General features: G+C 42.3%; 6 protein-coding genes. 5 read left to right on the top strand and 1 reads right to left on the bottom strand.

Going from position 1 to position 8,915, the window contains the following annotated elements; genetic code table 11:
- Positions 1–51: 51 nt before the first annotated feature.
- On the bottom strand, positions 52–1,305 hold the full coding sequence (locus tag AB4238_RS16770) for a dicarboxylate/amino acid:cation symporter (protein WP_372034467.1): 1,254 nt from the start codon (positions 1,303–1,305) through the stop codon (positions 52–54).
- Positions 1,306–1,760: 455 nt separating this feature from the next.
- Here AB4238_RS16770 and AB4238_RS16775 point away from each other — a divergent pair, with 455 nt between their 5' ends.
- The 5 genes from AB4238_RS16775 to AB4238_RS16795 all read left to right on the top strand — a co-directional run bounded on the left by AB4238_RS16775 (position 1,761) and on the right by AB4238_RS16795 (position 8,882).
- A complete protein-coding gene (locus AB4238_RS16775) occupies positions 1,761–4,598 on the top strand; it encodes a M16 family metallopeptidase (RefSeq protein ID WP_372034462.1) in 2,838 nt (945 codons plus the stop codon).
- A gap of 176 nt (positions 4,599–4,774) precedes the next feature.
- Entirely contained in the window at positions 4,775–6,340 is a 1,566-nt protein-coding gene (gene gshA, locus AB4238_RS16780; protein ID WP_372034463.1) for a glutamate--cysteine ligase, read from the top strand.
- 2 nt (positions 6,341–6,342) lie between these two features.
- Positions 6,343–6,771 (top strand): hypothetical protein, encoded by a 429-nt coding sequence (locus tag AB4238_RS16785; protein ID WP_372034464.1) that lies wholly within the window; start codon positions 6,343–6,345, stop codon positions 6,769–6,771.
- 111 nt (positions 6,772–6,882) lie between these two features.
- Entirely contained in the window at positions 6,883–7,500 is a 618-nt protein-coding gene (locus AB4238_RS16790) for a hypothetical protein (RefSeq protein WP_372034465.1), read from the top strand.
- A 200-nt stretch (positions 7,501–7,700) separates the two neighbouring features.
- Positions 7,701–8,882, top strand: coding sequence for a methyl-accepting chemotaxis protein (locus AB4238_RS16795; protein WP_372034466.1), 1,182 nt, complete (start codon positions 7,701–7,703; stop codon positions 8,880–8,882).
- Positions 8,883–8,915: the final 33 nt, after the last annotated feature.

The raw sequence follows: 8,915 nt of genomic DNA on the forward strand, positions 1-8,915 counted from the left end.
TAACTGACCGGCATTACCGCAATAGCGGCCTTTTTATGAGTTCAGAACAGTCTAGCCAGTTATAGGCGCCGACTTTTGGTTGTCATCCGCATAGAACTGCTCTTGATCCAATTGGCCTTCAGATTTACCTATAACGACAGCAGTCATCATGTCACCAGTGACGTTAGTCGCAGTACGGATCATATCGATGATACGATCGATAGCGGCAATAAATGCAATCCCCTCAAGTGGCAATCCAACAACACCTAATGTCACGGTTAACATCACCATTGCGCTGCCAGGAACGCCAGCAGTACCCACTGAAGCTACCGTTGCGGTTACGGCTATGAGCATGTAATCGGTCATGTCGAGTGGAATACCATAGATTTGAGCGATAAAAATCGCGGCTATAGCAGGGTAAATACCCCCACAGCCATCCATGTTCATCGTTGCACCCAATGGCAGCACAAATGAGCTATAACGTTTGGATACTCCCATTGATTCAGTGCAACGCGTGCTCGCTGGCAAAGTACCAAAACTCGATGCCGTCGTGAATGCAACAATTTGTGCAGGTATTGCTTTTCTAAAGAACTGAACCGGGCTCAGTTTAGCCACAAACTTCACTAAGCCGCCATAAACGAAAATAATGTGGATTAAAGCGGCAAGATAAATAGCACCAATAAACTTACCTAATGGTAGTAGCATCGACAAACCATACTCGCCAACAACCCAAGCCATTAGGCCAAATACACCAATGGGAGTTAGTTGTAACACCATGCGGGTAAGCTGGAACATTACCTCAGCGCCTGCTTCAAGGGTTTTCTTCAGCGGTTCAGCTTTTTCGCCAACTTTATTGATAGCGATACCAATCAATGCCGCAAATACGATAATCTGCAGCACTTTTCCTTCAGCAAGTGAGGCAAATGGGTTTACTGGTACCATGTTTAGTAGTACTTGAGCAAAACCTGGAACATGGCGTTCGCTCACTTCGCTTGCCACAAGCTCGGTGGTACCGCCCATATCAATTAAAGAGCCGATCGTTAAGCCAATGAGCGATGCAATCGTACCTGTCAGCATAAACATGCCTAGCGTCTTAAAGCTCAAACGTTTCAAATTTGCTTGTGAGCCTAAAGAGGTAATGCTCACGACAATGGCACAGAAAATAAGCGGGGCAACCAGCATCTTAATAGCGCTGATAAATAGATCGCCAAGAGGCTTTAATACCGTTGCTGACTCGCCAAAGATAACGCCAACAGTGGCGCCAAGCACAAAGGCGGCTAATACCTTTTGCCAAAAAGGGATGTTTTTAATCGTTTGCCACATTATCAATATTCCAAATATTCTATTTTTATAGTTTAAGTGATGGAGTTATCACTTAATTATTTACAATTACTAACTAGGAAAATGCTGCCTTCATACAGTGAAGGAGTATATATTGGCATTCTATAGAGAGAGTGCCTTGCACCACAAACCGATTTAGTTATAACTTATTGTAATATGCAAGTTTGTTTTAATTATATTAACAGTTTACATGTAAGTAACATGACTGATAACTACGCTTAATGCTATAAAAACATAATAGATTTGATGACTTATGTCTGCGTCAATAGAGTTAAAGCTGAAACGCATGAAATGGTATGTTGATTATTGTGGTTAATTTTCGCTTTAAACGGAGTTTTAAGTCGATGAGTCTTCACTGGTTGTTTTAAGCTGAGTGAGTAATACTAGAACCATATTTAGACGATAGAACAGTATCGGCATTCAAGCGAAGGAGATAACAATTGAAAAAATGGATGTTAGCCGCGGCCGTCAGTGCCGCGTTATTTGGATGTGCGGGTCAACAAGAGGTCACAACGAACTTACCTGCCGGAGTGACATTACTTGAGACCGTTAGCTTTTCAGGGCAAGAAGTAGGGATCCCTTACCGTAAATATCAATTAGCCAACGGGTTAACGGTTATATTACATGAAGACCATTCCGATCCGCTGGTGCATGTTGATGTAACCTATCACGTCGGTTCAGGCCGTGAATTAGAAGGGCGCAGCGGTTTTGCTCACCTGTTTGAACATATGATGTTCCAAGGCTCACAACATGTTGGCGATGAACAACATTTTAAAATGGTCACTGAAGCGGGTGGCACCTTAAACGGCACCACAAACACAGACAGAACCAATTATTTTGAAACAGTACCCAATAATCAGTTAGAGAAAATGCTCTGGCTTGAGTCGGATCGCATGGGCTTTTTCTTACCTGCGTTAACCGAAGAAAAGTTTGAAGTACAGCGTGAGACGGTTAAAAACGAACGTGCACAGCGTATCGACAACCGCCCTTACGGCAGAATGGGTGAACGTTTCAATCAGGCATTCTATCCCCAAGGTCATCCGTACTCTTGGCCTGTCATCGGTTGGCCTGAAGATTTAGATCGTGCAGATGTTGAAGACGTTAAACACTTTTTCCAACGTTGGTATGGGCCTAATAATGCCACATTAACGATTGGTGGTGATTTTGATGAAGTACAAACACTCGCTTGGGTGAACAAGTATTTCGGTGAGATCCCAGCAGGACCAGCGGTTGCAGAACCAACGAAGTCGTTAGTGACTTTGGATGAAGATCGCTATCTATCAATGGAAGACCGGGTTCATTTGCCACTGATCCGCATGGGTATGCCGACTGTTTACGCCCGTCATGAAGATGAGCCAGCATTAGATCTACTGTCCAATATCCTTGGCGGCGGTAAAACATCAATTTTCTATAAGAACTTAGTCAAAGACGGTTTTGCTGTGCAGGCTGGTGTTAGCCATCCTTGTCAGGAGCTTGCTTGTCAGTTCTCTTTATACGCATTAGCGAATCCTGCTAAAGGTGGGAATTTGGACGCAATTGAGAAAATCATGCGCGATTCAATAACTGAGTTTGAACAGCGTGGTGTCAATGATGAAGATCTAGAAAAAGTGAAAGTTAACTTTGAAGCGGCAACCATATTTGGTTTGCAAAGCGTGCAGGTTAAAGTATCCAGTCTAGCATTTAACGAAACATTTTCTGGTAATCCCAACATGATTGGGTCTGATTTGGCTCGTTATGCCAATGTCACTAAAGAAGATGTGATGCGTGTGTTTAACAAATATATCAAAGACAAGCCTATGGTGGTAATGAGTGTAGTACCCCAAGGTCAGAAGCAGTTAATTGCTAAAGCCGATAACTTTGTTGCGCCAACTGAAAAAGTCGCTGCAGTTGCGGTGCAAAACTTAAACGTTAAACCGCAAATTACCTCTAAGTTTGATCGTAACCTGGTACCGCCTGTCGGCGCTGCACCAGTATTGAAAATCCCTACTCTCTGGCAAGGTAAGTTAGCTAATAACATTGAAGTAATCGGTACTGAAACTAATGAAACACCCACGGTTGAAGTGGTTGTCTATCTTAACGGCGGTCATCGAATACTTGATGTTAAGCAAGCTGGTTTAGCTTCGATCACAGCATCTATGATGAATGAATCAAGCCTTAAGCGCAGTGCAGAAGATCTTACTCAAGCACTAGAGATGCTCGGCAGTAATGTCAGCTTTGGTGCGAGTAGTTATCAAAGTCATCTAAAGATCTCTGCTTTGACTGAAAATCTTGATGCGACAATGAAAATTGTACAAGAGAAGTTGTTTGAACCTGCCTTTAAACAAGCAGATTTCGACAGAGTTAAGCAACAGCTGCTACAGAATCTTCAACGTCAATTGACTGAACCTAGCTATCTAGCTTCTAGAGCATTTGGAACGCTGTTGTACGGTGATAAAAGTCCATTTGGAGTGAGTAGTGGTGGTTCAATTGAATCGGTTTCAGCAATCACTTTAGATGATGTAAAAGCTTTCTATCAGCGCCAATACACGGCGGGCAATGCTCAAATCGTGGCTGTTGGTAATTTAAATGAAGCTCAAATGCTAGCGAAGTTAAGCGGCCTAAACAGCTGGAAGGGAGATAAAACACCATTTCCTGAGTTGGCTGAATTACCTGCATTCTCTGGAGGTAAAATCTACATCGTAGATAAGCCCGAAGCGGCACAGTCTGTGATTAAGATTGGTAAACGTGCACTTGCGTATGATGCCACAGGTACATTCTTTAAGTCGTATTTGATGAACTACCCGTTAGGCGGCGCATTCAATAGCCGTATAAACCTTAACCTTCGTGAAGATAAAGGTTACACCTATGGCGCAAGAAGCTATTTCTCTGGCGGGCCTGAACAGGGTTTTTATCAAGCTACAGCAAGTGTTCGTAGTGATGTCACAACCGAAGCATTGATTGAGTTTATTAAAGAGATCAATGAGTTCCAAGCGACTGGGATGACTGAGAATGAACTAACCTTTATGCAAAACTCTATTTCACAGTCTAAAGCGTTAGATTACGAAACTCCGTACCAAAAAGCGGGCTTAATGCGTAATATTCAACGTTATAACCTGGATGACAATTACAGTGAGCAACAAACTAAGATCACTAATGAGGCGACACTTAATGAGCTCAATGGTTTAGCTAAAAGTCAGTTAAAACTGGACGATATGCTTATTCTTGTCGTTGGCGATCGTGCCAAGATAGAGTCTGAATTATCTACACTTGGTTATCCAATTGAGATTTTGCAGTTGTAAAGTTAGCATTTAGACCCAATATAGATGTGGTGCTCCTACAGGTCGGAGTGCCTCATCTATAATTGTCATGATATAGACATAACAGTTATTTTTATATGACTTGAAAGTTTAGTTAATTAGCGCCGGTCTGATTATGTTGAACTTTGAGTTTAAGTCACGTACTAGAGAATAATATATTGAAATCATTCAATGAATTAGTAGGGGATCTGTCTGATCCAGTAAGTCGTCAAGCACTTAGGGCAATGCAACGAGGCATTGAACGCGAGGCGCTTAGAATTGAAAAGACAGGTCACTTAGCTGCAGACAGTCATCCACAAGCTTTGGGATCTGCGTTGATGCATTCGCGGATAACGACTGACTATAGCGAGTCCTTACTAGAGTTTATTACTCCAGTTTTTGAAAATATTGATTCACTCGTTGAAGATTTAACTTACACCCATGCATATAGCGTGCGTCATCTAAATGGCCAGCGCTTATGGCCTGTCAGTATGCCTTGTTATGTCGGAGATCTCGCTGATATCCCAATCGCAGATTATGGCAGCTCTAATAATGGCAAAATGAAACGCTTATATCGCAAAGGATTGACCTATCGATATGGCGCGCAGATGCAGATAATCTCGGGTGTGCATTTTAACTTTTCAGTATCAGATGATTTATGGAGCCGCCTCTATGACTTATCTGATAAAAGCCTGACGAAAGATGCATTTATTTCAGAGTCTTACTTTGGCCTGATCCGTAATTATCGCCGTTTGGTGTGGGTACTACCTTACTTATTTGGTGCATCGCCTGCATTATGTGGCTCATTTATCAAAGGTCAGCAAACGTCACTTCCATTTGAAAAAGTCGGTAAAGGTACGCTTTATTTACCTTATGCTACGTCACTTCGTATGAGTGACTTGGGCTATACCAATCAAGAACAGGACAATTTGGATATCAGTTATAACAACTTATCCTCTTATCTTGAAGGTATGAACGCTGCCATTAATATGCCTTCAGAGAACTTTGCTAAAATAGGCGTGAAAGTCGATGGTGAATATCGTCAACTAAATGCAAATGTACTCCAGATTGAAAATGAATTTTATTCTCCGATTCGCGCTAAAAGAGTGGCGAAAGGAAATGAGAAGCCTTCTGAATCTTTAGCGCGAGCAGGGGTTGAATATATCGAAGTTAGAGCACTCGATGTTAACCCATACAGTGCTGTAGGGATTGAGAAATCACAAATTCGTTTCTTAGATATGTTTTTGCTTAATTGTCTATTACAGCCCTCTGCTAGCACAGATGCTACAGAAGAGGCCGAAATTGCAGCCAACCTACAAGCTGTTGTGCTTGAAGGGCGTAAACCCGGCTTAGAATTAAGTCAAAATGGTAACCCAATATCACTTTCAAACTGGTTAGAAAGCTTATTTGGTAATATGAGCTCGATTGCAAACCTGCTTGATGATGGCGCCGATGGTGACTATCAACAGGCGTTAGCTCACTGGCATAAAGCGGTTGCCAATCCAGATGAGACTTTATCGGGTCGAATTATAGGTAAACTTAAACGGGAACAAGTTGATCACAGCCAGTGGGTGATGTCGCTTGCGCAGCAGTACCATCAAGAGCTCAAAGACTACCCTATTAGTGACTCAGTGCTTGCACGCTACGAGCAAGATGCTAAAACCTCTCTTGAACAGCAAGCTGCGGTTGAAGCGCTTGGAGAGGTGAGTTTTGATGAGTTTCTAGCAGATTACTTTGAGTCATAAGTTTGCCAAGTCTTAAATTTTTGGGTTTGCTATCATTATCTTTGTTATCTGGCTGTGCTACGCAGCTAGATAGCAATAGTCAGTGTGGCACGGTATCAAGCTTTTTGGCGCCAGAGCCGGAGCTTGGTCTGTATCGAGCAGTCGTAACCCACCTTGATGGCAAGCCTGTGATCTCTCAACCTAATTACCGCTTAAGTGTGGGCGAACATCGTTTCACATTGGCTGAATTAATCGACTCTCCAGATTTAAATGTCGCACTTGCAGCTCGTACTCCCAAACAGCTAACGGTGAATGTTGAGGCAAATACTCGTTATCACATTGGTGCAAAGTTTAATCGTGATAAAATTTATAGTGGGAATAACTCTGATTTTTGGCAGCCTGAAGTACTTAGCCAAGAATCTTATGAGTGTGAATTTCCAAAGTCTCAATAAGCTAAGTCTCCGCTTGATTTCTAACACAATTTAACGATTGGTTAATTGCATATTAGTGCTATCAATGTGACACTAACGCATTGCTATTATTGTCTGTTGGTATGAACTTTTATGAAATGGCCTGCATTTTTTGCGACTGTTATCTTGGCAACACTATTAACGGGTTGCGCAACCCCTCCCCCGAAAGACCCTGAAAACCTTTGCTCGATATTTCAAGAAAATCGCTCTTGGTATACGGCTGCCAAAGATACTCGAGAGAAATGGGGCGTGCCTGTGCATGTGCCGCTGGCAATGATGTACCAAGAAAGCTCATTTAAGCATAATGCCGCACCGCCAATGGAGTACTTCTTAGGCTTTATTCCCATCGGGAGAGCGAGCAGTGCCTATGGCTATGCCCAAGCAAAAACCATGACTTGGGATGATTATGTAAGAGAGACCGGCAACTCTTGGTCGAGCCGCAGTAATTTTAGCGATGCGATGGACTTCATGGGTTGGTTTATCTATAAAACGCATAAAATCAATGGCGTCTCTAAATGGGATGCGCGTAACCAGTACTTAAATTACCATGAAGGTTGGGGTGGTTATAAACGTAAAACTTATAATCAAAAAGCCTGGTTGATTAAAGTGGCTAAAAAGGTCGATGACCGCTCAAAACGTTATGCAGGTCAATATCGCCAGTGTCAGGAGAACCTTGATTCTTCTTGGTTATGGCGACTATTTTTTGGATAGTTAATGCTCATGCGTCAATAATAGTTAAAGCCAGTTTGCAATCGCAACTGGCTTTTTTCGTAAATATTATAAATTAGCCCTTCATGTTTTTCTATTTTGCCCGATAACAATGTAGATATTTTGTTAAATTAAATTAAATTAATTCTGCTGCGGCAGTTAAAATTATACTCCTTGGCTCTGTCTATTGAATGGAACTCTTTATGCAAGATAATGATGATCACAAGTTGCAATTGAAGCTTATTTTCCCTGTCGTTGCGGTTGGTCTTGCTGCTTTACTGCTATTTATATTGTTGGCAGATGCTTCAATCTCTAAGTGGGATGTTGCTATGTTACTTTTGGCTATAACGTTCGCTCAAGTGGTTGGCAGTTGGTATGTGATTAACAATGCACTGAGTAAACGATTAGCTAAATTGAAGCAATACCTAGGATTAGTCGTGAGTACTGAAGAAGCCCCGAAAGAGCGCCTCGTTGATAATAATGACGATGAATTGGCATTGATTACTAACAACCTTAGTGAGTTCATTGAAGGCCTTAAGGATGTACTTGATAAGGTCCGCAATGACGCAACCATTTTTCGTCAAGGCTCAGAGCAGTTGGCAGAGCAAATGACGCTAGCTGAAGCATCAGTAGAGCTAAGTAGCGGTGAAAATGAAAAAATAACTCAGTCATTGAGTGAAATAGATGCGACAGCTCAGGAGCTAACTGGCAACGCTAAAGAGCTACAATCTACCTCGATGACGGTGAACGAATTACTGCAAACAGGTACCAATGACGCGATAAAGAATCAAACCTTTATGGGAGACTTTACCCATGGTATTGAAAGCTTAGTTAGCGAACTTGATGTGTTACATAAAGACAGCCAAAAAATCGGTAACGTGTTAGAGGTGATTAAAAGTGTTGCTGAGCAAACCAACTTGTTAGCGCTTAATGCGGCAATTGAGGCCGCTCGCGCGGGTGAACAAGGTCGGGGTTTTGCTGTTGTGGCTGATGAAGTTAGGGCATTAGCGCACAGAACCCAAGAATCAACCGTCGAAATACAAAGCATAGTCGAAGGCTTACAAGGTAAAACCAGCAGTGCAGTCACTGCAATTGGTGAAAGCCAGCGAGTGAGCCAAGAAAGCTTGCAGCAATGTCAGCGAGTGTCACAAGCTTTTACCGATATCGGTGGCGCTTTTCAGCAACTTGATACTTTGACGGGAAATATTAATGACAGTATTCAGGGTCAACAAACATCCACTTCAAGTATAAATGACCGAGCATCTGAAATATCACGGCTTAGCCAAGATGTGCATAGCAATTTGAAGACAATTGCAAAGCAAGCAAGAGAGCAGAAAAGCACATCTGCAAAACTGGACAAAATCCTCAAACGAGTGTGTGTATAGGGCGGTTGCTAAAACACTTATACCAATTGCATT

The organism is Shewanella sp. 10N.286.45.A1 (genome assembly GCF_041470405.1).
Classification (GTDB): Bacteria; Pseudomonadota; Gammaproteobacteria; order Enterobacterales; family Shewanellaceae; genus Shewanella.